A 24,156-nucleotide genomic window follows, 5' to 3' on the forward strand; every position below is an offset into this window, starting at 1 on the left:
TAAGGGGGCACCTTCCTTGCGGGAGGTGTCCCTTTTGGCTGTCAACTGCGCAGTAGCGGCCAGACGAAAGTCCGAGGCTAGTTCTGTTCGGATCGGAAGGTGCGTCGATGTGTCCCGGGGGTCACGCCGCGGCGCGCGGTGAAGTGGTGGCGCAGGGCGTCGGCGCTGCCGAAGCCGGCTCGCGTGGCCACCGCCTCCATGGGCAGGTCCGTACTTTCCAGGAGTTCCTCGGCACGCTGCAGCCGCTGGTCGAGGAGCCAGCGGAGCGGCGTGGTGCCGGTGGCCGCCTTGAACCGCCTGGCGAATGTTCGCGGCGATGTGAGCGCCCGGGCGGCCAGCATCTCCACGGTCAACGGACGGTCCAAGTGTGCCCGCATCCAGTCGATCAGGCCGGACAACTCGTAGCCGGTGGCGGCCGCGGGGACGGGCAGTTCGATGAACTGTGCCTGCCCGCCGGACCGATGAGCCGGAACGACCATGCGGCGGGCCAGTGCGTTGGCTGTGGCGGCGCCGTGCTCGCGGCGCACCACATGGAGGCAGGCGTCGATTCCGGCCGCGGCTCCGGCGCTGGTGAGGATCGGACCGTCCTCGACGTACAGGACGTCGCGGTCGACCCTGATCTCGGGATACCGCTCGGCCAGCCGGTTGGCGAACTGCCAGTGGGTCGCGGCTCGCCGACCGTCCAGCAGGCCCGCCACGGCCAGGGGGAACGCGCCGGTGCACACGGAGAGCACCTGGGCGCCGCGAGCGACGGCGCTTCGCAGCGCCTCGACGACCGTGGACGGCACTGACCGGTCCAGGTCCGGCCAGGCCGGAATGGTCACCAGGTCGGCGGACGCCATCCGATCCAGCCCGTGGTCGACCTGGATCGCGAACCCCGCTGTGGTCTCCACGGCTCCCGGCCTCGGCGCGCACACCGCGAAGTCGTACACCGGCAGCCGGTCGTCGGACCGATCGAGCCCGAACACCTGACACACCACACCCAGCTCGAATGGTGCGGCGCTGTCGCCGACCAGGGCGACCACGTCGCGTATCACACCGCGATTGTGGCAGAAAGTTCCCGCACCCTGGCAGCCCTGCCACTACTGGTCGATGCCCCGACCCGCCAAGCTCAGATCGTGGCAGCGGACAAGTACGATTTCCCCCTCCCTGGAACCGGCCGCGCGGCAGTCGTCGTCCCAGCACCCGGTCCGGGGCCCCACCAGTGGGCGGGCGCACCGAGCGCTGCCCTCGACGTGGACGGGTCCATCGTCCTGGCGTACCGCGTCCGCAGCGGTATCGACGGGGACTACAACGTCATCGCGCGCTCCGCCGACGGGGAGCGACTCGCCACGATCGGCGTGGTGACCAGGGACCGCCTCGGCGCCGCGATGGTCGAGCGTCCTGCTCTGGTACGCACCGACTCCGGCCGTTGGCGGCTCTACGTCAGCTGCGCGACCCCCGACAGCCTGCACTGGTGGATCGGCGTTCTCGAGGCGTCCGAGCCGGAAGAACTGGCCCACGCGGAGGTGCGCCGGGTGTTCGAGGGCGACGAGCGTACAACCGCGGTCAAAGATCCGGTGATCCGGTACGACGGCCGACGCTGGCAGGCGTGGATCTGCTGCCACCCGCTGGACAAGCCAGGCGAGGAAGACCGTATGAGCACGGCGTACGCCACGAGCGACGACGGGCTGACATGGGAGTGGCACGGCACGGTCCTGACCGGTCGCCCCGGCACCTGGGACGCGCGCGGCGCACGCCTGTCCAGCATCCTGCCCGACGGCCGCGCCTGCTACGACGGCCGAGCCTCCCGAGAGGAGAACTGGTTCGAGCGCACCGGCCTGGCCACTCCAGCCACTGGCAACGGCACCACACCACTGCTGGTCCAGCTCGACGACTCCCCGGTCGTGGACGTCCGCTACCTCGACATCCTCCCACTCCCCACCGACGGCTACCGGATCTACTACGAGGCACGACTACCCGACGAAAGCCACGAACTACGAACCGAACTGATCCCACCCGGCTACTGAAGCCTCAGATCGCCCGCCGGTGACGTGCTCAGTAGTGGTAGCGGGCCTGAAGGATGCGTCTGCTCGGCCTGCCGTCGGCGTCATCGAGACCGTCACTCTTGAACGGTCCACCGCCAGTACCGCTGATTACGCACGCCCTGATGCGCAGGGCGGTCGGAATGGGACGCCGCGGACATGTTGCCGCCACTCGGCGTCCGTGATCAGATCGCCCGTTTCGGCGCAGATCCGTGCTGAGACGCGTGCCGGATCCACGTCCCACAGCCGTACGTCCCGACCCGCGCTGGCGAGGACGGTCCCGTCGAAGCTGAAGGCCAATTCCGTGTAGCTCTCCCCGGCGCTGTTGATGATGACGTCGGTCTCCGGGCTCTCGGGATCGGCGACGTTCCACAGCCAGAGCTGCCCGGCCCCGGTCCCCACCGCGAGGGTCGTGTTCGTGGGATCGAAGGCGAGGGCGAAGATTCTCCCGCCGGGTCCGGTCAGGGGCTCGCCCAGGAGACGCGGTTCGCGGGGTTCGGTCATGTCCCACAGCCGGACCGTCCCGGACGCGTTTCCTGTGGCGAGGACGGTTCCCCGCTGGTTGAAGGCCAGGGAGCGCACGTCGTCCCCAGGCGACGTGACGAGCTTGCCGAGCGACGCCGGGCGAAGCGGGTCCGCGACGTCCCAGAAGGCCACGGTGCCGCCTTGTGTGGCGGCGGCGAGGGTACGGCCATCGGGGCTGAACGCCACGACGAAGACGTTGCCCGCTTCGGGACTCACTTCGCCGATCGGCTGTGTCGTACGGGCATCCCAGATATGTACGGAACCATCCCGGCTTCCGGCCGCCAAGAGCCTCCCGTCGGGGCTGAATGTGACGCTCTCGACGAGGGCCGCAGGGCCGGTCAGGGAACCGCGGGGGACGGGATCGCGCGGGTCGCCGATGTCCCACAGCACCACGGCGTTGCCCAGCCGCGTCCCGCCTGCCAGCGTGCGCCCGTCGGGGCTCACGGCCACCGTGCCGCCGATGCGGTCGTAGGGCGCGGGGGCGGTGAGGGCCGGGCTGACCGGAGTGGGGCGGCGGTCGCGGACGTTCCACAGCCGGATGTCCCCGCCCGCGGCGGCCAGGACGTGCTCCCCTCGGCGGAAGACGACGTTGTCGATCGGATGATCCGTACGGGCGATCACCGGCTCGGGGACGTGCCACAGCCGGGCGACGCCGTCCGCGCCGTTGGTCGCCACGAAGCGGTCGCGGAACGCGACGGCCGTGACGGGCTCCGGATGCGGCAGCGAGGTCACCACCTGGGCCGTGGCCACGTCCCAGATCCGGGCCGTGTTGTCCGCGCTGCCCACGCCGAGCAGACGGCCGTCGGAGCTGAAGCCGAGCACGTTGATCCATACGCTGACCGTGGCGACCAGCGGCTTGCCGACGGGCTGGGGCTCGGCCGGGTCCGTGGTGTCCCACAGCCGGACGGCGCCGTCGTTGCCGCCCACGGCGACCAGTGTGGAGTGGTACGCGACGGCGTTGACCCGGCTCGGGAGGGCCAGGGCGGCCCCGGCGGGGCGGGTCCGAGCCGGATCGCCGACGTCCCACAGTTGCAGCGATCCGGCGGTCTCCGTGCCGTTGCCCGCCGCGAGCACCTGCCCGTCCGGGCGGAACGCGAGCGCGTTCACCGCTCCGTCCGGGCCGGTGAACGGGCCCCGCATCGTGGTGGTGCGCAGGTCCCACAGGTGGAGCGCCCCCTCCCCGCTGCCGATGGCGAGCGTCCGCCCGTCGGGGCTGAAGTCCAGCGCGTACACGGTCTCGGCGGGGCCGGTCAGCGGCGTGCCCAGCGGTGCCGGGTGGGCGGGGTCGGAAAGATCCCAGAGGCGTACGGATCGGTCCTCGCCGCCGGTGGCGAGGACGCGCCCGTCGGGGCTGAAGGCCACGGCGTAGACGGCACTCGAATGCCCGATCATCGGCGCGCCGATCCTGACCGGACGCCGCGGATTCGTCAGGTCCCACAGCAGGACGGTGCTGTCGGCCTCGGCGGCACCGGCGGCGGCCATCAGCCGTCCGGACGGGGCCACGGCCACGGCCTGCAGCACGCGCGTGGGGCGGACCACCCGGGTGACCTCGATCGAGCTGGTGAGCTCCATGATCCCGGAACGGGCCTCGATGGTCGGCGAGATCCGATAGGCGGCCAGGGCGAGCTGGGCCGCCAGCGCGGGATCGGTGTCGCGCAGCCGGCTGGCCGTCATCGCGACGTTCCGGGAGATCGCGACATCGCGCGCCCGGTCGGCCTCCGCCCGCTGCAGTTGCGAGTAGGCGGCCAGCCCTCCGGCCAGGACCGCCAGCGCCGCGAACGCCGCCAGCAGCCGGTAGAGGCGGCGGTTACGCTGGCGGTGCTGCTGTGCGCTCGTGTCCAGGAACTCCAGCTCCAGCGGGTTGAGCTCGGCGTGGTGAGCCGGTTCCCTGGCCCATTCGCGCGCCGCCTCCAGCCGCCCCCCTCGATAGAGGCCACCCGGATCGCGCTCGCCCGCCTGCCAGGATTGCGCCGCCTGAGTGAGCTGCCGGTGGACGCGCAACCCGACCCGGTCCGCGTCGATCCAGGAACGCAGCCGGGGCCAGGCGAGCAGGAGCGCCTCGTGACTGATCTGCACCGTCGTGGCGTCCACGGTGAGCAGCCGCCGCTCGACGAACCGGTCGAGCACGGGCCCGACCTCGTCGGCCAGCTCACTCCGCTCGACCCTGCGGCGGGTGTCGGCGGTGTCCGTCCCGATGTGGGTCAGCCGCAGGAAGAGCCGCCTGGCCAGGTCCCGCTGGGCCTCGGTGAGTTCGGAGTAGACCGACTCGGCGGTGTGCGCCACCGCTCCTTGCAGGCCTCCGCTGGCCCGGTAGTGATCGACGGTCATCGTCCGGCCGAGGGAGTTCTCCCACGTACACAGGAGGGTGTGAGAGAGCAGCGGAAGCGCGCCCGCCTCGTGCGGAGAGATCTCCCGGATGATCAGTTCGACCAGGCCGCCGTCCACGTCGAGCCGTGCGCGGCGGGCCGGCCCCTCGATGGCCTGCCGCAGCTCGGCCTCGCCCATGGGTCCGACGACGATCTGGTTGTGCTGCAAAGCCTCCGCGAGTTTCGGATACCGCAGGGCATGCGCGTAGAAATCCGCCCGCATCCCCACCACCACCGGCACCGTCTCCGCGAGCCCGCACAGCGCGTCGACGAACTCATGGGCGTCCTCCGTCGTGCCGGTGAAGATCTCCTCGAACTGATCGACAATCACCGTCAGCCCTGGTTCGCCCGTCAGGCCGGATAACGCCTGAAGCGGGTACGCCCCGGGAGTCACCAGCACCCATTCCGGCAGCGCCGCGATCAACCCCGCGCGCAGCACCGACGACTTCCCGGATCCCGAAGGGCCCACCACCATGGTCAGTCCGGCGTCCACCCGGTCCAGCAGGCGCCGGGTGAGATCATCCCGCCCGAAGAACCACTCGGCGTGCTCCGGCTGGAAGGATTCCAGTCCGCGATAGGGCGCCACCTGATCGGCTGGCCGGCGACCCGGCAGCCGCCGTACCCGCAGCAGCGCCTGCACCCAGCGGTCGAGGCCCTCTTCATCCGTCACCCCACAGGTGACAAGGACCTTCTCGAACTGGGACGCCTGCGAAGCGAGCGGCAGATTGGCCCCCCGGAACCACCCTCCGAGCGTCCCGTACGGCACGCCGACGGCCTTCCCGAGCTCCCGGATGGTTTTCCTGGCCGAGTTGCGCAGCAATGTCAGTTCACGAGCCAAATCCTCCCGGGTGACGACCCGATCGGGATCCGGACGTTGCCTGTCCTGGTCCAACGCGTCTGCCACCGCTGCCCCCAGTGTTCTCCGCCTTGAAAGGCAGCGTGAACGACCCGTGCGACCTTGTGCGGACATTTTCGACAACCCTGGTCAGCCACGCAATGGGTCTCCTTGACTGGCCTTTATCGCGGGGGCGATCCAACGGGGGACCGGGGCGATTGCCGCGCGGGGTCAGGTATTCGCGGCCAACGGAAGGTAACAATGCGAAAATCGAGAAAACGGGGCATCAGCGTGCTGGTCACGCTGTTGTTGGCGCTGGCAGGGGCATTAGCGATCAGCTCGCCCGCCGCCGCCTGGGTTTACTGCAATTCGGTCAGCCTGGTGCAGGGCGGCTACGACGCCGAAACGGTCATTGTCTATCCGACCTACAACGACAACTCGACCAACTGCGACATGCGGATCAACGAGCACGGCACCACCGGCCAGCGCGAGGCGATCAGCCAGCTCCAACACAACATCAACGTCTGCTACGGCCCGAACCGCTGGGACCAGGGAACCCCGCACGTGACGAACCACCTCACCGTGGACGGCGAGTATGGCCCGCAGACCTACGCCGCCATAAAAGCCGTGCAGCGGCATCTGAATGACCCGGCCGTCCAGGTGGACGGCTACGCCGGCCCGCAGACCCGCTCCCGAATGCACCACCCCAGCGTCGAGGGCTACTGCATCATGCCGGCCACCGTCCCCTATCCCGCCATCGTCTCACCCTGATCAGCCTTCCCGGAAACCGGCGGGCTCATTAAGAAAGCAAATTCCTCACATCACCAGGAGCTTCCATGCGAATGGCCAGAACGCTATTCAAGTCAGCAATCGCCGTAGCAGCCCTCACCCTTCTCCTGCCAGGGCACGCACACGCCGAAGCGTACGACGAGGACACCTGCTACCTCGGCGCCGGCTCCACCACATGCACCACCCCCGCCGACGGCGTAGAGGCCCACAACTCCCAGCACTGGGTCCAGGTGTACGGCGCCGCCGGCCACATCCTCGTCGTCCGAGACAAGGACCCCGGCCATAACAACGCAATCGTCTACAGCGGCAACGGCCAAGGCCGCTGGGTCACCATCTACGGCCTCTACGGCGAGACCTACGTCCTATCCGCCGCCAACTACAGCGGCGTCCCCGGTTATGTCCGCATCCGCAATTACACCTGACACCAACGCGCCCGTTTGAGATAGCCGGGGCTTGAGTACGGCCCCGGCCCTCCAACGCAGCGGCCCCACCCGCACAAAGCCGGCCCTGGCCGCCATCGAAACCGATCGGCGCCAGGGCCGGATCGGGCGCGGCGCTACACAAGATGGCGCACCGGTTGACGGTCGCGCTCGGCGCGTGGACTCGATCCGCCGACAGTACCGACCTTGTCGTAATCACCTGCCGATGCTTAAGTGATCGGGTGAGTCGCGAATCGGATATCGAACATGCTCCGGCGAAGACGGACCCGGCAGGCGGCAGGAATTACATCACGCTGGCTCTTGTCCTGGGCGCCGTTCCCCTTCTGCTCGCCAACTGGTTCATCGTTGGCATGATTCTAGGACACGACTGCGTCCTCTTATATGAGGGTGGCAATATAACGGAATGTGGTGGCGGGCTTTCGGAGGAAGAAGTGCTCGCAACATCGGGACTGGTCGCCCTGGTGATACTCGTCATCCAGATAGGACTGATCGTCCGGGTGAGCCGATCCGGCCCGCGGTGAGAGGTTGCATGGCCGACGACGGCGCACCTTGGGCGCGTCCGGCTTCGCGAGGTGCTCGCGAAGCCGGGCAATCGGCAAACACCAGACTCACTGCCGATAAGTATTGCGGGTGTAGTCGAGGCTGAAGGCGCCCAGGTTGCCGAAGTACATCGCGGTCAGGTAGGCGGGATCCGTGGCGATGACGCCGGGCTGCAGGTCGCTGCCGTCGTTGAAGTCGTCCCAGGCCCACGGCGCGTGCGCGGCGTTGTCCGTGCCGTTGTCGCCGGCGAAGGCCCCCCAGGAGGCGTACGGCTGCGGGTCGTTGCGACGCTCCCATAGCCCGCTGGCGCCGAAGATGTCGACCAGCTGGTAGGCGACCGACCGGTCGTTGCCGCCGGAGGGCACCTCACCGGCGCCGCGGCTGGGGAAGTAGACGATGCCGTCGCCTCCGGGGAAGCCGCCGCCGTTCCATGCCTTGCAGCCGTGTCCCTTGGTCTCCTGGAAGCTCGTCGGATGCTGCTCGCCGTCCCAGGGCTGCGTGATCAGCGTGGCGTCGATGTTCTCGCGTCCGTTGGTGAACGGGCTGCCCGCCGGCGTGTAGGAGTAGAAGTTGTCGTGGGACAGGGTGACCATGGCCTGGAGCGTGCCGTATGCGCTGCCATCCTTGTACACGGTGAGCAGCAGGCCTTCCATGTCGTTCTCGTGCGAACCGAGCAGCTTCCAGTCCCGGGCATGGAAGTAGCCGTAGGCGATGAACCAGTGCGTGCCGGTCTCGACCACCGAGTAGTAGACCGTGCCCACCAGGCGTGCGGCGTTCGCGTCAAGGTTGTCCCAGTTGTTGCGCGTGTTCCAGTCGCCGTCGTAATCGACGGACGCCAGATAATCGGCGATGTACTTGGAGGATGCGCTGTCCTGATAGTGGATCGGTGCCCACCGATAGGCGAGGTCCGCATCACTCGCCGCAGCATGTGCGGGCATCGGTGTCGCGGATAACAATAACGCCGTTGTGACCAGTCCCGCGATCCAGCGTCGTGCCATGGCTTCCTCCTGCGGCTGGGGGGTTCCGGCGGAACGCTAATCGCGACTCCCGACGTCGGGAAGGTGCTGTGATCAGGCTTCACCTGGTAATAACCGGGTTGTCATCTGGATGTGGTGTGGCTTGTCAAGACCGGCGTGAAATTCCGTGAATGAACTAGGCGAGTAAGTCCTGAGTTTGCTTTGCGGCGGACTTCGTGACGATAGACCACCCTGACAGTGCGAAGCCGGTCGTCTTCAAGCGCCGCATCTCCACAGGCTCCAGCAGCCAAGACGTAGTCCCAGACCTGGTTTTGGCCGACCCGGTCGCCGAACGCTCGGTCGGAGCGAGCAAACGCATGCTTGACGATCAGCGCGATACGCGATCTCTTAGGTGAAGCGGCTGGGCCTCGTGGAGATCTTGACGCCATCGGCGCGGCATGTTGTGATCCAGGCATTCGTTATTTCATACTTGTTTAGTAGGAAATGAGGAGTTGTGAGGGTTCTCCGCCGTGCGGCCGCGATGGCCGCGCTTCTGCTGGGCGCGGTTGGCATCCAAGTCGTCCAGGGCGGAGCGGCGCAGGCGGCCCTGCCTACCGCCGCCGTCGCGCTCGGTGACAGCTTCATCAGCGGGGAGGGCGCAGGGGACTACCAGCCCGTCGTCGACGCCTCCGGGACGGCGCAGGCCTTCCCCGGCTGGTCGGCGGCCAACAGTAACGCCTATTTCTGCCACCGGTCGGCGAACGCCTCGTTATTCAAGGCGTCGCTCCCCGGCATCCAGGACCGCTTCAACCTCGCGTGCTCCGGCGGCCAGCCCGCCGACATCGCCAACCCCTCCAGCGCCCGCGCCACGGGCCGCTCCGTCGCCTCGCAACTCGACCAGCTACGCTCCGTCGCCCAGACCCACGACATCGACGTCGTCCTCATCGGCCTCGGCTCCAACAACACCCAGTTCACCTTCGGCGACGTGGCCACGTTGTGCGCCAACCGCTTCATCGCCGACGCCTGGACGGGCTGGTGGGAGTTCTGGGCCTACCTGAACGGCGAGGTGCCGCAGGAGCCCTGCACCGTCTCGGACCTGGCCACCGACGCCGAGGTCGCCGCCGCCGCCACCGAGACCACCGCCGCCCTACGCCAGATCCTCGACACCCTCACCCAAATCGACGCCGACGGCGTCCACCTTGTAGTCCTGCAGACCTACACCAACCCGCTGCCGCTCGACGTCGCCCCGCAGTACCGGGACGAGGACGGCCGTACCGACACCCGAGACAAGTTCCGCGCCCTCGGAGCCGAGCGGTACGCCGCCGGCTGCCCGATCCACCGCGCGAGCCTCGCCCCCGGGCACATGTTCTCCCAGAACCTCGGCTCCCTGGTCAAGAACGCCTACACCACGCTGGCGGCCGAGCGTCCGACGACCGACCTGCGCGTGCTGGACGTCCAGAAGGCCTTCGACGGGGCCCGGCTCTGCGAGAACCCCGGCAGCCCGACAGGCGTACTCGCCACGCCGGTCCGGGTGCAGGACGGGCCGTCCGGCACGTTCATCACCAGCCTGTCCGGCTGGGAAAAGATCGGCATCCAGCGCCTGGCGAACACCTGCGTCACCTACTTCCAGACCTGCCAGGAATCGTGGCACCCCAACGCCGCGGGCCACACCGTCCTCGGCCAGTGCCTGACCGGCACCCTCACCGCCGCACCCCGCACGATCGTCACGTGCGCCCGAAACGCGAACGGCACGCTCACCATCTCCTGACGTCTCCTCTCGATGCGCGGCAGCCGGGCCATCGAGGTCGAGCGTGTCGGACAGACGACGGAAGAACCGGTCGACGCGGTGTCAGCTACTGGAGCCCGGCGCGGACGGACGTGATGCGCTGGGTGTTGAAGCCGAGCCAGTGCATCCGGCCCACGTAGCGGGCGTGTTCGACCTTGAGGCAGCGGTCCATGATGACCGTCGCGCCGCCGTCCGCTGCGATTTGCGCGCCCTCCTCGTTGATCACGCCGAACTGGCACCAGAGGGCACCGGCGTGGATCGCCACAGTCTCGCGCGCGATCCCCGGCAGCGCGTCCGGCGCGCGGAAGACGTTCACGATGTCTAGCGGCACGGGTACGTCCAGCAGGCTCGGGTAGCACGTCTCTCCGAGGATCTGTGTCTCGCGGGGATTCACGGGGATCACGCGGTAGCCGTGCCGCTTGAGGTAGTAGCCGACGAAGTAACTGGCTCGCAACTCGTTGTTGGACAGGCCCACGATCGCGATGGTCCTCGCGCTGTGGAGCACGCGTTGGATCGTCAACGGGTCCTGGTAGTGCCCGAGATCGGTCATCCGCTCGCCACCTCTTTCCCCACGTGTGCGAAACCCTGCTCCAGGTCCCAGATCAGATCATCGACGGACTCGGTGCCGACCGACAGCCGTACCGTCCCTGGTGCGATGCCGGCGGCCCGGAGTTCGTCGTCGTTCAGCTGGCGGTGCGTCGTGCTGGCGGGGTGGATGATCAGGCTCTTCGCGTCGCCGACGTTCGCCAGATGGGACCAGAGTGTCACGCCGCGGATGAGATCCTGCCCGCCGTCTCGGCCACCGGCGCAATCGAATGAGAACACCGCGCCGGCGCCACGCGGCAGGTACTTCTCCACGAGTGGCCGGTACCCGCTCGTCGGCAGGCCGGGGTAGGTGACATTCGACGCCAGCTCGTGCGACTCGAGGAACGCCGCGACCGCCCGGGCGTTCTCGACGTGGCGTTCCATCCGCAGCGACAGCGTCTCGAGCCCTTGCAGGAACAAGAACGCGTTGAGCGGCGCGAGCGCCGCGCCGAGATCGCGCAGGGTCTCGGCACGCAGCTTCATCAGATAGCCGTAGGTCCCGAACGTCTCGTGGAACTGCAGCCCGTGGTAGGCCGGCGACGGATCCGCGACCACGGGGAACCGCCCGTTGGACCAGTTGAACGTGCCGGCCTCGACGACGACCCCGCCGATGCTCGTGCCGTGGCCGCCGATGAACTTGGTCGCCGAGTGGATCACAATGTCGGCGCCCCATTCGATCGGGCGGCACAGGTACGGCGTCGCGAACGTGTTGTCCACGATCAGCGGCAGCTCGTACTCGTGCGCGATGGCTGCCACAGTCTCGATGTCCAGCACGTTCCCGGCAGGGTTGCCGATCGTCTCGCCGAAGAAGGCCTTCGTGTTCGGGCGGACCGCCTGCCGCCACGCGTCCGGATCGTCGGGATCGACCCACGTCAGCTCGACGCTCATCTTGCGCAACAGGTGCTTGAGCTGGTTCACCGTCCCGCCGTACAGCGCCGAGGACGAGACGACGTGGTCGCCCGGCTGCAGCAGCGTGAAGAGCGCGGCCGCCTGCGCGGCGATCCCGCTGGCGAACGCCACCGCGCCGCAGCCGCCCTCGAGGTTCGCCACGCGCTCCTCGAACACCGCGACGGTCGGGTTCATGATGCGCGAGTACGTGTTCCCGTACTCCTGCAGGTTGAAGTACGCCGCCGCCGATTCCGGGTCTTCGAACACGTAGCTGGTCGTTTGGAAGATCGGCACCGCACGTGCGCCCGTGTTCGGGTCGGGCCGTTGTCCGGCATGCAGCTGCCGTGTCTCGAATCCGAACGCGCGGGCTTCCTCGGCGCGGGGGAACTTGTCGGTCACCAAAGCCTCTTCCTCGACGTCACTCGCCGGCCCTGCTTTCAGCCAGGAAGCGGCGGATAATGGGCGTCTGACGGGCTTCCTCGAGCAGGAAGCAGTCATGGCCGTACGGCGCCTCGATCAGCTGGAACTCGACCGGCTTGCCGAGAGCGCGAAGTGCGTCCTCGATCTCCCTCGACGCGGACGGCGGGTACAGCCAGTCGGAGCTGAACGCGATCAGCAGCGTCCGCGCCGAGACGTGTTCGAGTGCCCGCGCGAGCGATCCGCCGCCGTGCTGTCGCGCGAGATCGAAATAGGTCAGCGCCCGTGACGTGAAGAGATAGGTGTTGGCGTCGAAGCGCTTGACGAACGAGTCGGCCTGGTGGCGCAGGTAGCTTTCGACCTCGAACTCCGGTTCGGTGATCGTGTGGCGGATGTCGTCGGCGAACTGCAGCCGCCGGCCGAACCTGTCGCTCAGCGCCGGTGCGGACAGGTACGTGACGTGGCCGACCATCCGCGCCACCCCCATGCCGGCGTGGGGTGCGCGGCCGGTGCCGTAGTAGTGGCCGCCCTGCCAGGCGGGGTCGCCCATGATGGCGTTACGCGCGATCGCGTTCCAGGCCACGCCCTGCGGGTGCAGGGCGTGCGTGCTGGCGATCGCCACGATGGCATCGACCTGATCAGGGAACAGGATCGCCCACTGCAACGCCTGCATCCCGCCGAGCGAGCCACCGGCCACCGCCGCGAGCCGCTCGATACCCAGGACATCCAGGAACGCCCGCTCGGTGCGCACCATGTCCGCGACCGTGATGACGGGGAAGTCGGATCCGTACGGTCTGCCGGTCGCCGGGTCGATCGACGACGGCCCCGTCGTCCCGCTACAGCCGCCGAGCAGGTTCGTGGAGACGACGAAGTACCGGTCGGTGTCGAACGCCTTGCCGGGGCCGATCATCCCGTCCCACCAGCCGAGTCCGCTGCCGGCCGCGCCGTCCCGGTCCGCCGCCCCGAACCCGTCGCGGGTGCTGGCCTGAGGCGGCGTCTTCGCGAAGCCGGCCGCGTGGGCGTCGCCGCTGAGCGCATGGCACACCAGGATGACGTTGTCACGCGCGGGGGAGAGGGTGCCGTAGGTCTCGTACGCCACGCGGATCGGGTGCAGTGCCTGCCCGCAGTCCAGCCGCACCGGTTCCGGCAGGTCGAGGTACCGCGTTTCGACGCTGCCGACCGAGCCGGCGGGGAACGTCGAAGCCGGCACCATGGGCGGAAGCATACCTAGCCATTGTCCTCATGGCCAAGATATTGTCAAGTATTCCGATGGGAAATACAGAGAAACCCTGACCCAGATGGAACGGGATGGAACGCCCTACTTGCGAAGGCCGATCCACCACCCCGAAAGACGAAAAGGACATTACGCGACATGACCACGATCGACAACGGAGTCAACGTTCAGGCCCTGCTCGACGCACGTGAGGTGTTGAAGGGCGCACCTGAGGCAGCTCAGTTCACCTGGCGGGCCTCCGCCAAGTGGGAGAACGGCGTCCACAGCACCACGAGGATCCAGAACTTCTTCGGCCTCGGGCAGGAGCACAGCCACAAGAGCGAAGCGGTGTTCACCGCCGACCACCCCGAGGTCTTCGCGGCGGAGGACAACGGCATCACGCCGATCGAGTACCTCCTCGTCGGCCTGGCGAGCTGCCTGACGGCAGGCGTGGCGTCCGTCGCGCAGAACCGCGGCATCCAACTGCGCTCGGTCGAGTCGACGGTCGAAGGCAACCACGACATTCGCGGGATCCTCGGCGCCGACAGCGACGTACGCAACGGCTTCAACGACATCAAGGTGACGTTCACGATCGACGCGGACGCCTCGAAGGAGGACATCGAAGCGCTGGTGGCCCAGTCCCAGAAGCGCTCCGCCGTGTTCGACGCCCTCACGAACCCGACGAGCGTCACCGTGGAAGTCGCCTGAGGGAGATCGAGCCATCGAACGCACCACCACGGTCGTCATCGGCGCGGGGCACGCGGGCCTCGCCGCGAGCCACTTCCTGCACGGCCGGTCGATCGACCACGTCGTGCTCGAGCGCGGCGAGGTCGCGAATTCCTGGCGCCGCGAACGCTGGGACTCCTTGCGGCTGCTCACTCCCAATTGGCAAAGCCGCCTGCCGGGCCATCGCTACGAAGGCCCGGACCCCGACGGCTACATGACGATGGGCGAAGTGATCGAGTTCATCGAGCGCTTCGCCACCGTCTCGCGCGCTCCCGTCCGGACCGGCACGAACGTCACATCGGTACGGCGCACCGACGACGGATACCGCGTGACGACGAACTGCGGCGAAATCAGCTGCCGGGCCGTGGTCATCGCGAGCGGCGCCTGCAACCAGCCGGCGGTACCGCAGTTCACCGCTGAGTTGCCGGCGTCCGTCGTGCAACTGACGCCGTTCGACTACCGCGGCCCCAGCCGGCTCCCCGACGGCGGCGTACTCGTCGTGGGAGCGTCGGCGACCGGCGTGCAGCTGGCAGCCGAGCTGAAGCGGTCGGGGCGGCCGGTGATCCTCTCGGTAGGGGAGCATGTACGGCTGCCGCGCCTGTACCGCGGCCGCGATGTGCTGTGGTGGATGGACGCGTCGGGCGTATGGGACCAGCGCCACGACGAGGTCGATGATCTGACGCGGGCCCGGCGGCTACCCTCGCCGCAGCTGGTCGGAACCCCCGAGCGCAGCACCCTCGACCTCAACGCGCTCGCCACGATGGGTGTCGAGCTGGTGGGCCGCTGGGCGGCGGTGCGTGACGGCCATGCGCTGTTCTCCGGCGGCCTGCGTAACGTGTTCTCGCTCGCGGACCTCAAGATGCGGCGCCTGCTGGACACGTTCGACGAGTGGGCCCGGGCTCACGGCCGCGACGCCGAGGTCGATCCTCCCGAGCGCTTCGCGCCGACACAGGTACCAGAGTCGGCGCGATGGCAGCTCGACCTGCGAAGCGGCGAGATCCGCACGATCGTGTGGGCGACGGGATACCGGCCCGACTACGGGTGGCTCGACGTGCCTGTAGTCGACACGAAGGGCCAGCTGCGCCACGAGGGCGGCGTGGTCGACAGCCCGGGACTGTACGCGCTGGGACTGCCCGTGCTGCGGCGGCGCAAGTCCACATTCATCCACGGCATCGAGGACGACGCGCGCGAGGTGATCGATCACCTCACGCGCTACCTGGCCTTGTCATGAGGCCGGCCTTCAGGATCTGGGGCAGGCATAGAGATTGGTTTCACGGCTGTTGGTGAGTCGTGAACTGCTCGGAATCGTCCCCGCCTGATATGGCGGTAACGAGAACGACGAGATTCGGTGCTTCTGCTGTTCACGCAGGGTCCACGCGTTTACCGTTCGGCGCATGGGACTGATCGAGGCCGGAGCCTGGGGTCTGGGTCGTGTGGCCGCGGCGGCGCGTCCGGGCCGTCCGTGGCTGCGGGTGAAAGCATCACCATGGTGGGCGCGGGTCCTGGTCGCCGCTGGAGCGCGGCGGGCGTCCACCTCCGACAGTATGGCCGTCACATACCCCGCCAATGCACCGTCGGCGCTCACATCCGCAGCCGAAACGCCAGGCGAGTCCGATCCACCGGGGTCGTCGGCGGCGATGTTCGAGCTGCATGACGTCTGTATCTTCTACGGTGATGTCCAGGTCCTGCGTCGCGTGACAATGTCCATCAGCCGCAAGCAGATCACCGCGCTGATCGGGCTGTCAGGTTCCGGAAAATCCTCGCTACTGCGTTCCCTGAACCGCATGAATGATGATGTTCCAGGTTTCCGGATCGAGGGTCGGATCGCCTACGAGGGTCAGGACCTCTACGCTGCCGAGGTCGACCCGCAGGAAGTCCGTCGCCGCATCGGAATGGTCTTCCAGCGGCCTAACCCGTTCCCGAAGTCGGTTTACGACAATGTCGCCTTCGGGCCCCGGGTCAACGGCATGACGGGCGGGATGGACGACATTGTCGAGGAGGCGCTGATCAAGGCCGCCCTCTGGGACGAGGTCAAGGACAGGCTCAAGGCCAGCGCACTTCTCTTGTCCGATGGGCAGCAGCAGAGGTTGTGCATCGCGAGGGCCGTCGCGATCGAACCTGAGGTGCTCCTCATGGACGAGCCATGTTCCGCCCTGGACCCGATCGCGACGGCCAAGATCGAGGATTTGATGCAGGAGCTGGCGCGCGACTACACCATCGTGATCGTCACCCACAACATGCAGCAGGCGGCCCGTGTTTCCGACTACACAGGGTTCCTTACCGTGGAAGTCGACCGCGAGGGTCAACGGTATGGCCGTCTAGTGGAGTTGGATCGGACCACCCGTATTTTCACGAAGCCGAACGACAAGCGGACCGAGGACTACATCACCGGCCGTTTTGGCTGATCGTCTGGGGACAGGCACGTGTCCGTACATCCGCGAGACCCGCGCTTGGCCGACTCCCCCTGCCACCAGCAACTTCACCGGTCCGCGCCGATCTTCAAAATCTCCTCTTATCAGATTGTTCAACAATACTTATATTGAACATATGTCCAGATTATCGATCGGTGTAATACTTGCCGCCCTGACCGGGCTCATCGCGATGATCACGTACACGACCGGGTTCACCAGCACGGACGCGGGAGTCGTCGCCGTCATCCGCGACGGCGGCCCCCTGGATGAGAGCGGCATCCGCCAGGTCCTCAACCCGGCCACCGGCCCCACCTGGACCGGGTTCTGGTCCACCGCGCACACCTACCCGGCCCAGCAGCGCATCTACACGATCACCTCAGACGCCAAACGGGCCACCACGCTCGGTGTGGACGAGGTCATCGTGCCCAGTGGCGACGGTGTCAACGTGGGTGTGGAGGGCACGTTCTACTTCACGCTCAACCTCGATCACGAGACCCTCAAAGCCTTCGACGACCGGTACGGTACCCGCACCTACATCGCCGATGACGACATGCTCTACGCCTGGGACGGCGACGAAGGCTGGAGCGCCTTCTTCGGCCAGGCGGTCCGCCCGGTCATCTACAACGCGCTCCGCGTGCAGATCGGGGCCCTGCGCTGCGAGGAACTGGTGCCCACCTGCGCCTTCCTCAACGGCGCCGACACCCCCGAGCCGAGCACCGGGCTGGCGAACCTGGCCCGGGTGCAGTCCGGGGTCAACGCCAGCTTGGAGCGGGAGATCCAGGCCATGCTGGGCGGGCCGTACCTGACCGGATTCCGGTTCAATCTGGTTCGGATCACCCTGCCCGCCGAGGTCCAGCAGAGCATCACCACCGCGCAGGGCGCGCAGGCGGGCATCCGCGAGGCCGAGGCCAGGGCCGAGCGGTCCGAGATCGACGGCCGGGCCCTGGTGACCAGCGCCGAGGCCGAGGCGGACGCCAACCGGGCCCGCCAGAAGGGCTACGAGGCCTGCCCCGCCTGCGTGGAGATCGACAAGATCAGGGCGCTGCCGGACGGCATCACGGTCTACGCCCCCGGCAATCCCGAGGGCGTGAACGCCACCGGCAAGTAGGGATTCGACAATGAGGACGAACTAGTGATTTTCTGCTGACTGTGAGTGAACCAGGCTCCTCGGACGCGTATGAGGAGACCCGCCCGTTCCGGGTCCGCAGCAGTACGGCCGAGTGGGCCGCGGCGATCCTGCGGCAGCGGGTCACCCAGGGTGGCCTGCTGCCCGGCAGCCGTCTGGTCGAGGACGAGCTGACCGCCGAGCTGGAGGTCTCCCGCAACACCCTGCGGGAGGCGTTCCGCCTGCTCGGCCACGAGCGGCTGCTGGAACACAAGCTCAACCGGGGCGTCTACGTGCGCGTCCTGTCCCCGGCCGACGTCGCCGACATCTACCGGGTCCGGCGCATGATCGAGGTCGCCGCCGTCCGCCGGCCGGACCAGGACCCCATCGCCCTGACCGCCCTGCGGGACGCGGTCTCCGACGCCGAGCGGGCCGCCGCCGAGAGTCGCTGGCTCGACGTCGGCACCGCCGACCTGCGCTACCACCAGATCATCGCCTCCCTCAACGGCAGCCAGCGGGTGAACGCGATGATGGCCCAGCTCCTGGCCGAACTCCGCCTGGTCTTCCACACCATGGACCCGCGCGCGCTGCACGCGCCCTTCCTGCCACGCAACCGCGAACTGCTGACCCTGCTGGAGTCCGGCCGGACCGCCGAGGCCGAAGACCTGCTCGCGACCTACCTGGACGAGGCCGAACGCCTACTGCTGGCCACGTACGCCCAGGCCAGAACCAGCTGACGACCGGCTCTCGGCGACGCGGGACGTCACGAGGTGGTCGAGGGCTTGTGGCGGTGTGGCATGGTCGGGTGGATGCCGTGCACCATGAAGGCCATCTGGATGAGCGTCATCAATTCTTCCGCGCTTTTGACCGTCTGGCCTGTCTTATCCCACCTGTCGTCCGCGAATCGCAACGCCGTGGCGATGGCCATGGCGCGGGACTGGGTGAAGCTGAGCCCGGCGAACTCGGGTGCGAAGTCCAGCGCGTCCTCGGCCCAGGAGACGGCGGGCATCAGCTCGGAGTAGAACGGTGTGATCGTCTCATCGACGTCCCCAGGCTCGATCATGGCGTAGATCATGGTCGCGAGCTGGTCGCCGACGTAGTCGCTCGTGTCCTCCTGGACCGGGCCGACGTCGTAGTAGACGACGAGCTTGTCGTTCTTCACATCCTCCAGAGGCAGGGCCACGGTGGAGAGGAACACCTTGACCTCCTTGAAGTACCTTTCAACGCTCTTGTCGTTGAACAGCGGCAGGAGCCCCTGCACGATTTTGATGCTTGCCCGCTGATTGGCGACGTTCACGAGGAGACGCCGTTGCCGTTGCTCCTGGGTAGCGCGGAAGCCCGGATACCGGGCATTCGAGAAGGAGACATAGTCCCCGATCTTCAACGCCTCCCGAATATCGGTGCCAGCCAGCGCCATGAGCTGGTTGACGACGTTGTACGTCCCAGGCCCAGCGCCCGCGAAGAGTTGGAAGATCTCCGCTTCTGTGATCGCCTTGTCCAGGTAGCCGAGTGCGCTGAAGCCCAGCCTTCGGTAGATGTCCTGTTGCACTGTCCTCATGTCGGTGGCGAGTATGCCCTCGACGAACAGGTCGTTGTAGAGAGCCTGGACGAACGCCATGTCGCGGGCCGCGTTCAGGCGGTAGCGGGTCTCGTCCTGCCGGTCCATGTCCTCCGGCCGGTTTCCGCGTCTCTTCGTTAAGGCCAGCCTCTGTGATCTCCCGCTGGGGGACCTCGTCCGCTGCGACGGGCCACCCTCCTCACGGGTCGTCAGCCTGCTCGGCCGCTCCGGCCCGCTGACGTCGGACTCCTCGAAGCGCTGGACCTTCTCCCGCCGCAGCTTGCGCTCTCGGATGGCAGGGGACGATTCGGTCGGCCCGATTCCTAGCCTGCTGAGATTGTCCGAGGTGCTCGGAATCTGCGGCGCCGGCTTCTTCGACACCATCGGGGTGTTCGGCAGTTGGACCGGCAGTTTCTTCGACGGCGTGAGTGCCGGCGAGGGCGTCGTGTTCAGCACCGGTTGCCGCGACGGCTTCAGGGTGAGCAGCGGCTCTTCGTCAGACGACGTGGTGGTGCTTTCCTCGGGATTCAGGAGTATCGGCGCGTACCGCATCGGGAACTCGACAGGGCCGTCGGGGGTTTGCCGGAGCATCATGCGCGCCGGCCTCACCTTGGGCTCTCGACGGACGAGCTGAAGCGGTTGCGGACTCGTACGCTGCGAATCGGGCTCCTGGATCTGCAGGGCAGGGCGAGAGAAGGTGGGGGCCGTCCACTTCACCGGAGGCTTCGTAACGATGATGGGCGTCTGGGGCGACACGGTCGGCGTGGGAAGGTCCTGACCTGGCGTACGAGCCGGAGTTATGGGACCGCTCTCCTCCTCCGACCCGGATGTGGAGCCGAGCTTCTTCTTGGGTTTGGGTTTGGGTCGCGGATGGTGCATGGCCGCCTCCTAGCGGGCGCGGTGCAATGAACCCGGCGTGCACGAGACTCCGAGTGCCGGGACCCCCGAGGCGGCCGAATCATGATCGCCGATCGGGTGGAGGCAGGCCACCCACCGGAAGGGTGACATTGGCATCCCCCCCGCAAGAACGAATTGGCGTGAACCGCCCATGCCAGTACCTTGCAGGCCATGGCTGAGCAGGAGGTTCCGGAGCGGCATGCCAGCTGGCTTGAGCTGTTCTTCGATCTGATCATCGTGGTCGCGGTCGCCCAGCTGGCGCACGTGCTCCACCCCAGCCCCGGCCATCCGATCGGGCTCTCCGACGCGGGCCTGTTCATCGTGCTCTACTACGCGGTGTGGAGCGTCTGGACCAGCTTCACCCTCTACGCCAACGTGGCGGGGGAGCGCACCCGCCGCCAGTCCATGCTGATCGCCATGTTCGGCATCGCGGTGATGGCCGCCGCCATCCCGGAAGCCGCGGGGGACCGGGCGCGCGCGTTCGCCATCGCGTACGTGGCCTGCCGGGTGCTCGCCACCCGCACCTGGAGCCGGACCGGCACCTTCCTCGGCGCCTGGCCCGCCGCCCAGTACGGCGCGGGCCTCACCCCCTGGCTGATCTCGATCTGGGTGCCGGCGCCCGGCCGGTACTGGCTCTGGGGCTTCGGCGTGGCGGCCGACATCGTCATCTCGTACCTGCAGAGCCGTGACCCCGAGCAGCAGCTGGCCGAACTGCGCGACGAGGCCCACCGCCAGCGGATGCGCGCCTCCCTGCGCGGCCGGGTGCCCCGGCGGATCGTGCTCCCGGCCGGGGCCCGGCTCAACATCCCGCACCTGGGCGAGCGGCTGGGGCTGTTCGTGATCATCGTGCTCGGCGAGGCCGGCCCCGCCGTCCTGGTTCCCGTGCTGCTGGCGGTCTTCGGGGGCGGGCTGGCGGCCTGGTGGATCGTGGTGGGGCTGCTCGCGGTGGCGTACTGGCAGGTGAACTACCCCACGGTGATGCGCAGGCTCGGCCGGCCAGAGTAATGCCGTACCTCGTCAGGCGTCGAGGTCGCGGAGCCCGACGGCGTCATGCCGCCAGAACGGCTCGGAGTAGACCAGCGTCCCGGTCATCCACGGCTCGTACGCCGGAAGCCTGATCACCTGGAAAGCGGCGTCGGGGATGCGCAGGGACGGCTTGCGGAAGCCCAACTCGGCCCCCGGAGTGAACCCAAAACGGGAGTAGTAGCCCGGGTCGCCTTCCAGGAAGAGCAGGGGGATCTCCCCTCGGCCGAGAGTCGCGAGCCCGGCGCGGACCAGGGCCGAACCGACGCCCTGCCCCTGGCGCTCGGGCAGCACGCCCAGCGGGCTGAGCACCCGCACATCAACCAGCCGCCGCGGGGCGTCGAGCAAGCTCCGAGTGAACGCGACGTGCCCGACGACCTCTCCGGCGTCCTCCGCCACAAGGGCGAACCCCCCGCCGGAGCCGATCCCGTCGCGCAGGGTCTCGACCAGATCGGCCACGACTCCGCCGTGATCACCGAACGCGCGCAGATGAACGTCACGCACGGCGTCCACGTCGCCCGGCCGCTCTTCTCGAAGCTCCACGCCCGGAGGGTAATCGGTCTGCTCCACCGCCGGCATCTGCTTTTACTGGCGTTGACGCCGAGGCGTGGGACTCGCGGATGCCGGGCTACGCTGGTCCCGCCGCCTACGAGGTCGACCACGCGGGCTGACCACCACACCAACGGTGTCCGGCGATCGCGCGTGGCAGCCCCAAGTTGAGTTTCCGTATCCCACACGATTATTTGCTGCGGCGCCGCAGTAGGGCTCGGCCGAGGAAGGCGACTCCCAGAAGACCCAGACCGACCAGTGGGTAGATGCGGTAGCGGGTGACTTGGTCGTAGATCGGGCCGATATGGGTGCCCGCCGCGTGCCCCAGGGCCGTCCACGCGCCGACCCGCAGGATCGCGCCGAGGCTGTTGAAGGCCAGGAAGCGGTGCCAGGGCATGCCGGTGGTGCCGGCGATGATGCCGTTGGTCTGGCGCAGTCCTTCGACGAAGCGAGCGATGGTGACGACCTTGCCGCCGTGCCGGGTGAAGAACTTCTCGGCTTTGTGGAAGCGTTCGGGAGTCAGCAGGACGTAGCGGCCCCATCGGTGGACGAAGGCGCGGCCGCCGGTACGCCCGATCAGGTAGCCGACATTGTTGCCGATGATCGCGGCCAGCACCGCGATCAGCACGACGACGGCGATGTTCAGTCTCCCGGCCCCGGCGTAGACGGCTGCGGCGATGAGGATGGCCTCCCCTGGGACGAGGACGCCGAAGTTCTCCACGAAGATCAGCGCGCCGACGGCCAGGTAGCCGTAGTGGTCCAGCAGCGGGGCCAGGTGGGCCAGCGGGCCAGGCAGTGGGGTCATGAAGTCACCACGAGTTCGCCCTGCAGGACCAGACCGGCGCCCAGCGCCTCCGCGGTCGCCGGCAGGCCCGCGAGCGGGCAGTCCCGCGAGCGGGCAGTCCCGCGCCGGGCTCCAGTGAATTTCGCGTGGCATCTCAGCTGGTCCGGTGTCGCTGGTAGTAGCGGGCGACGCGGGCCCTGTTGCCGCAGCGGGAGGCCGAGCACCAGCGCCGCCGGGGATGGGCGGGCAGGAACAGCATGACGCAGTCCGAAGCCTCGCATGCCCGGACGGTGGCGAACGCCGGGTCGGAGAGCAGTTCGCCGGCGGCCTCGGCGAGGCGTGCGGCCAGGCGGACGCCCACGGCGCCGGCGCGGTGGGGGACGGCCGTGACCGACGTGCCGTCCCAGCCGAGCTCCAGAATCGCGGGCGCGGCACGTTGGGCCTGGTTGAGGCCGTCCAAGGCGGACGCGGGCGGCTTCTGGCCGCGCCGCAGGTGGTCGATCGCGATGGCGGTGTGCTCCCGTACGGCATGGACTGCGGCCAGGTCGGCTGTGGTGAGCGCCGCCACCTCCGACGGGTAGCCGGGAAGGCGATCGGCCTGCAGCGCCAGCCACGTTCCCAGCGCGGCGGGTGTCGCGAGCAGGTCGAGAGGGCCGTCCGGGGTGTTCGGCCGGGTGTTGACCAGGTCGAGGGCCAACGGCTCACCGGTAAGCGGCAGTAGTTCACTCACCCGACTAATGCTAATCGGCCCCATTGACACGTTAGCTTTGCCCGAGTTAAGACTAATGCGTCCACACCCGAAGGAGGCATGTGAAATGACGGTCCCGGTCGTCGCGCGGACATTGCACCGCCACATCGAGGTCGACGGACTGCAGATCTTCTACCGCGAGTCCGTCCCGGAGAACCCGGATGAGGCCCCGGTGATGCTGCTGCTGCACGGCTTCCCCTCCGCCTCGCACCAGTTCCGGCGGCTCATCGACGCGCTCGGCAGCCGCTACCGCCTCATCGCCCCGGACTACCCGGGCTTCGGCCACAGCGACACCCCAGAGCCGGTCGGCAGCCCTTACAGCTTCGACCGCCTCGCCGACATCGTCGACGGTTTCGTCGAGAAGCTCGGCCTGGCTCGCTTCGTCATGTACGTCTTCGACTACGGCGCCCCGGTCGGCTTCCGCCTGGCCACCCGCCACCCCGAGCGGATCGCCGGCCTCGTCATCCAGAACGGCAACGCCTACACCGAGGGCCTGTCCGACGCCGCCCGCGGCTTCATCGCCCTGCGGCCCGGCGGGCAAGACGCCGAGCAGACGATCCGCGGGCTGCTCACCCTGCCGGCGACCCGTGGCCAGTACGAGGGCGGCGCCGGCGATCCCCGGCTCATCGCCCCCGACGGCTGGACCCTCGACCAGCACTTCCTCGACCAGCCCGGCCGCACCCAGCCCCAGATCGACCTGCTCTTCGACTACCACACCAACGTCGAACGCTACCCGGAATGGCAAGCCTGGCTGCGACAGCACACCCCGCCCACGCTCATCACGTGGGGTCGCGACGACATGTTCTTCCCCGAACCCGGTGCCCATGCCTACCTGCGCGACCTGCCCGACGCCGAACTACACATCTTCGACACCGGCCACTTCGCCCTGGAGGAGTGCCTCCCCGATATCGCCCCGCTGATCGCCGACTTCCTCGACCGCACCTGGAAGCCCGCCACCGAGGCGACCGGCCCCGCTCACTAAAGGGGGGCC

Annotated in this window: 23 protein-coding genes; 13 read left to right on the plus strand and 10 right to left on the minus strand. The window is 68.1% G+C overall.

The window, feature by feature from the left end:
* Positions 1–77: 77 nt before the first annotated feature.
* Complete coding sequence (locus ABGB08_RS06450; protein ID WP_347587303.1) at positions 78–1,037, minus strand: helix-turn-helix domain-containing protein; 960 nt, start codon at positions 1,035–1,037, stop codon at positions 78–80.
* Positions 1,038–1,118: 81 nt separating this feature from the next.
* Between ABGB08_RS06450 and ABGB08_RS06455 the strand changes: the two genes are divergently transcribed.
* Positions 1,119–2,009, plus strand: coding sequence for a hypothetical protein (locus ABGB08_RS06455; protein ID WP_347587305.1), 891 nt, complete (start codon positions 1,119–1,121; stop codon positions 2,007–2,009).
* Between the two features lie 126 nt (positions 2,010–2,135).
* On the opposite strand, the gene ABGB08_RS06460 is transcribed toward ABGB08_RS06455, so the two are convergent.
* Positions 2,136–5,819, minus strand: a complete 3,684-nt coding sequence (locus tag ABGB08_RS06460; protein WP_347587307.1) for a hypothetical protein — start codon at positions 5,817–5,819, stop codon at positions 2,136–2,138.
* Positions 5,820–6,041: 222 nt separating this feature from the next.
* On the opposite strand from ABGB08_RS06460, the gene ABGB08_RS06465 reads away from it, so the two are divergent.
* From ABGB08_RS06465 to ABGB08_RS06475, 3 genes are all read left to right on the plus strand, one after another.
* Positions 6,042–6,521, plus strand: coding sequence for a peptidoglycan-binding domain-containing protein (locus tag ABGB08_RS06465; RefSeq protein WP_347587309.1), 480 nt, complete (start codon positions 6,042–6,044; stop codon positions 6,519–6,521).
* A 71-nt stretch (positions 6,522–6,592) separates the two neighbouring features.
* Positions 6,593–6,961: a hypothetical protein gene (locus ABGB08_RS06470; RefSeq protein ID WP_347587311.1), complete on the plus strand. Its 369-nt coding sequence runs from the start codon at positions 6,593–6,595 to the stop codon at positions 6,959–6,961.
* 155 nt (positions 6,962–7,116) lie between these two features.
* Entirely contained in the window at positions 7,117–7,500 is a 384-nt protein-coding gene (locus ABGB08_RS06475; protein WP_347587313.1) for a hypothetical protein, read from the plus strand.
* Between the two features lie 87 nt (positions 7,501–7,587).
* Here ABGB08_RS06475 and ABGB08_RS06480 read toward each other — a convergent pair whose 3' ends face one another.
* The gene (locus ABGB08_RS06480; protein WP_347587315.1) at positions 7,588–8,517 is read right to left on the minus strand and encodes a hypothetical protein; all 930 of its coding nucleotides are present in this window, start codon (positions 8,515–8,517) and stop codon (positions 7,588–7,590) included.
* Between the two features lie 472 nt (positions 8,518–8,989).
* On the opposite strand from ABGB08_RS06480, the gene ABGB08_RS06485 reads away from it, so the two are divergent.
* Positions 8,990–10,243 (plus strand): hypothetical protein, encoded by a 1,254-nt coding sequence (locus ABGB08_RS06485; protein WP_347587317.1) that lies wholly within the window; start codon positions 8,990–8,992, stop codon positions 10,241–10,243.
* An 85-nt stretch (positions 10,244–10,328) separates the two neighbouring features.
* On the opposite strand, the gene ABGB08_RS06490 is transcribed toward ABGB08_RS06485, so the two are convergent.
* The 3 genes from ABGB08_RS06490 to ABGB08_RS06500 are packed head-to-tail and all read right to left on the minus strand — an operon-like array spanning position 10,329 to position 13,364.
* The gene (locus ABGB08_RS06490; protein ID WP_347587319.1) at positions 10,329–10,811 is read right to left on the minus strand and encodes a CoA-binding protein; all 483 of its coding nucleotides are present in this window, start codon (positions 10,809–10,811) and stop codon (positions 10,329–10,331) included.
* Positions 10,808–12,133 (minus strand): O-acetylhomoserine aminocarboxypropyltransferase/cysteine synthase family protein, encoded by a 1,326-nt coding sequence (locus tag ABGB08_RS06495; RefSeq protein ID WP_347587321.1) that lies wholly within the window; start codon positions 12,131–12,133, stop codon positions 10,808–10,810. The genes ABGB08_RS06490 and ABGB08_RS06495 overlap by 4 nt, the downstream gene beginning before the upstream one ends.
* Positions 12,134–12,152: 19 nt before the next feature.
* Positions 12,153–13,364 carry a homoserine O-acetyltransferase gene (locus ABGB08_RS06500; protein WP_347587323.1) on the minus strand — a complete coding sequence of 404 codons (1,212 nt, stop codon included), beginning with the start codon at positions 13,362–13,364 and terminating at the stop codon, positions 12,153–12,155.
* A 159-nt stretch (positions 13,365–13,523) separates the two neighbouring features.
* Between ABGB08_RS06500 and ABGB08_RS06505 the strand changes: the two genes are divergently transcribed.
* The 5 genes from ABGB08_RS06505 to ABGB08_RS06525 all read left to right on the plus strand — a co-directional run bounded on the left by ABGB08_RS06505 (position 13,524) and on the right by ABGB08_RS06525 (position 18,343).
* The gene (locus ABGB08_RS06505) at positions 13,524–14,072 is read left to right on the plus strand and encodes an OsmC family protein (protein ID WP_347587325.1); all 549 of its coding nucleotides are present in this window, start codon (positions 13,524–13,526) and stop codon (positions 14,070–14,072) included.
* 37 nt (positions 14,073–14,109) lie between these two features.
* A complete protein-coding gene (locus tag ABGB08_RS06510) occupies positions 14,110–15,321 on the plus strand; it encodes an NAD(P)-binding domain-containing protein (RefSeq protein WP_347587667.1) in 1,212 nt (403 codons plus the stop codon).
* 406 nt (positions 15,322–15,727) lie between these two features.
* Entirely contained in the window at positions 15,728–16,495 is a 768-nt protein-coding gene (pstB, locus tag ABGB08_RS06515; protein ID WP_347587669.1) for a phosphate ABC transporter ATP-binding protein PstB, read from the plus strand.
* Between the two features lie 142 nt (positions 16,496–16,637).
* The gene (locus ABGB08_RS06520) at positions 16,638–17,609 is read left to right on the plus strand and encodes an SPFH domain-containing protein (RefSeq protein ID WP_347587327.1); all 972 of its coding nucleotides are present in this window, start codon (positions 16,638–16,640) and stop codon (positions 17,607–17,609) included.
* A 41-nt stretch (positions 17,610–17,650) separates the two neighbouring features.
* On the plus strand, positions 17,651–18,343 hold the full coding sequence (locus tag ABGB08_RS06525; protein WP_347587330.1) for a GntR family transcriptional regulator: 693 nt from the start codon (positions 17,651–17,653) through the stop codon (positions 18,341–18,343).
* Positions 18,344–18,369: 26 nt separating this feature from the next.
* Here ABGB08_RS06525 and ABGB08_RS06530 read toward each other — a convergent pair whose 3' ends face one another.
* Positions 18,370–19,272 carry a T3SS effector HopA1 family protein gene (locus ABGB08_RS06530; RefSeq protein ID WP_347587332.1) on the minus strand — a complete coding sequence of 301 codons (903 nt, stop codon included), beginning with the start codon at positions 19,270–19,272 and terminating at the stop codon, positions 18,370–18,372.
* A gap of 229 nt (positions 19,273–19,501) precedes the next feature.
* On the opposite strand from ABGB08_RS06530, the gene ABGB08_RS06535 reads away from it, so the two are divergent.
* Positions 19,502–19,798, plus strand: coding sequence for a hypothetical protein (locus ABGB08_RS06535; RefSeq protein ID WP_347587334.1), 297 nt, complete (start codon positions 19,502–19,504; stop codon positions 19,796–19,798).
* 434 nt (positions 19,799–20,232) lie between these two features.
* Positions 20,233–21,066, plus strand: a complete 834-nt coding sequence (locus ABGB08_RS06540) for a low temperature requirement protein A (protein WP_347587336.1) — start codon at positions 20,233–20,235, stop codon at positions 21,064–21,066.
* A 12-nt stretch (positions 21,067–21,078) separates the two neighbouring features.
* Here the strand turns inward: ABGB08_RS06540 and ABGB08_RS06545 are convergent, their stop codons facing one another.
* From ABGB08_RS06545 to ABGB08_RS06555, 3 genes are all read right to left on the minus strand, one after another.
* Entirely contained in the window at positions 21,079–21,627 is a 549-nt protein-coding gene (locus ABGB08_RS06545) for an N-acetyltransferase (RefSeq protein WP_347587338.1), read from the minus strand.
* Between the two features lie 196 nt (positions 21,628–21,823).
* Positions 21,824–22,438 (minus strand): DedA family protein, encoded by a 615-nt coding sequence (locus ABGB08_RS06550; protein WP_347587345.1) that lies wholly within the window; start codon positions 22,436–22,438, stop codon positions 21,824–21,826.
* Between the two features lie 133 nt (positions 22,439–22,571).
* Positions 22,572–23,147, minus strand: a complete 576-nt coding sequence (locus tag ABGB08_RS06555; protein ID WP_347587347.1) for an ABATE domain-containing protein — start codon at positions 23,145–23,147, stop codon at positions 22,572–22,574.
* An 85-nt stretch (positions 23,148–23,232) separates the two neighbouring features.
* Here ABGB08_RS06555 and ABGB08_RS06560 point away from each other — a divergent pair, with 85 nt between their 5' ends.
* Positions 23,233–24,147 carry an alpha/beta hydrolase gene (locus ABGB08_RS06560; RefSeq protein ID WP_347587349.1) on the plus strand — a complete coding sequence of 305 codons (915 nt, stop codon included), beginning with the start codon at positions 23,233–23,235 and terminating at the stop codon, positions 24,145–24,147.
* The last annotated feature ends 9 nt before the right edge of the window (positions 24,148–24,156 follow it).

Source organism: Acrocarpospora sp. B8E8, from assembly GCF_039871605.1.
GTDB classification, from domain to species: domain Bacteria; phylum Actinomycetota; class Actinomycetes; order Streptosporangiales; family Streptosporangiaceae; genus Acrocarpospora; species Acrocarpospora macrocephala.

Bases quoted from the DNA above. Each gene is read 5' to 3' on its own strand.
- ABGB08_RS06490 (WP_347587319.1), bottom strand. From the start codon at position 10,811: ATGACCGATCTCGGGCACTACCAGGACCCGTTGACGATCCAACGCGTG.
- ABGB08_RS06520 (WP_347587327.1), top strand. From the start codon at position 16,638: ATGTCCAGATTATCGATCGGTGTAATACTTGCCGCCCTGACCGGGCTC.
- ABGB08_RS06505 (WP_347587325.1), top strand. From the start codon at position 13,524: ATGACCACGATCGACAACGGAGTCAACGTTCAGGCCCTGCTCGACGCA.
- pstB (WP_347587669.1), top strand. From the start codon at position 15,728: ATGTTCGAGCTGCATGACGTCTGTATCTTCTACGGTGATGTCCAGGTC.
- ABGB08_RS06540 (WP_347587336.1), top strand. From the start codon at position 20,233: ATGGCTGAGCAGGAGGTTCCGGAGCGGCATGCCAGCTGGCTTGAGCTG.
- ABGB08_RS06480 (WP_347587315.1), bottom strand. From the start codon at position 8,517: ATGGCACGACGCTGGATCGCGGGACTGGTCACAACGGCGTTATTGTTA.
- ABGB08_RS06470 (WP_347587311.1), top strand. From the start codon at position 6,593: ATGGCCAGAACGCTATTCAAGTCAGCAATCGCCGTAGCAGCCCTCACC.
- ABGB08_RS06550 (WP_347587345.1), bottom strand. From the start codon at position 22,438: ATGACCCCACTGCCTGGCCCGCTGGCCCACCTGGCCCCGCTGCTGGAC.
- ABGB08_RS06560 (WP_347587349.1), top strand. From the start codon at position 23,233: ATGACGGTCCCGGTCGTCGCGCGGACATTGCACCGCCACATCGAGGTC.
- ABGB08_RS06530 (WP_347587332.1), bottom strand. From the start codon at position 19,272: ATGGACCGGCAGGACGAGACCCGCTACCGCCTGAACGCGGCCCGCGAC.
- ABGB08_RS06500 (WP_347587323.1), bottom strand. From the start codon at position 13,364: ATGGTGCCGGCTTCGACGTTCCCCGCCGGCTCGGTCGGCAGCGTCGAA.